Genomic DNA, 782 nt, shown 5'->3' with positions numbered 1-782 from the left:
CTGGGCAGCAGCCTGGAGCTTCAACCTCCTCTTTGGCAGCCTTGGCCTGCTGCTGTTGGCCCGCTTCCTGCGCTAGGGATCCCTTCCGGGCGGAGCAACCCCCAACCTAGCCAGGGATCCACCGGATCCCCTCAACAGAATTTCCGTTCCCTTGCGGGGAAAAGGTAGGGATTTTGGCCGGTCTGCGCAGGCCAGGGATCCCATCCCAGCGCCGGTCTGTCTAGACTGGAGAACAGCCCTGTGGGGATCCCTATGCGCATTGGCGTGCCCAAAGAGATCAAAGAGCAGGAGTTTCGCGTCGGCCTGACGCCGGCGGCGGTGCGGGCCTTGACTGAGCAGGGGCACCAGGTGTGGGTGGAGACCCAAGCCGGCCAGGGGGCGGGCTTTAGCGACGAAGACTACCAAAAAGCGGGGGCCAAGCTGGCCGCCACGCCGGAGGAGATCTACCGGCAGCAGTTGGTGGTGAAGGTCAAAGAGCCCCTGCCCGCCGAGTATCCCTTGCTCCATCCGGATCTCATCCTGTTTACCTACTTGCACCTGGCGGCCAGCCGCGAGCTGACCCAGGCCCTGCTGCGTTCGGGGGCCACCTGCCTGGCCTACGAGACGGTGGAGCTGCCCGACGGATCCCTGCCCCTCTTGATGCCCATGAGCATGATTGCCGGGCGGCTGTCGGTGCAATTTGGCGCCCACTACCTCACCCGTCAGCAGGGGGGGCGAGGCGTGTTGCTGGGCGGGATCCCAGGGGTGCCGCCGGGGCGGGTGGTGATCCTGGGCGGGGGCAC

The 782-nt window shown here is 66.1% G+C and carries 1 protein-coding gene; it reads left to right on the top strand.

Annotation, left to right across the window (positions count from 1 at the left end):
* Window positions 1-252: 252 nt before the first annotated feature.
* Window positions 253-782 (top strand): alanine dehydrogenase (locus NW835_RS10015; RefSeq protein WP_414415200.1); only part of this gene is annotated, 530 nt, incomplete at its 3' end.

This window comes from Synechococcus sp. OH2 (assembly GCF_047462155.1).
GTDB lineage: Bacteria > Cyanobacteriota > Cyanobacteriia > Thermostichales > Thermostichaceae > Thermostichus.
This window is presented reverse-complemented; position numbering and strand designations above follow the sequence as displayed.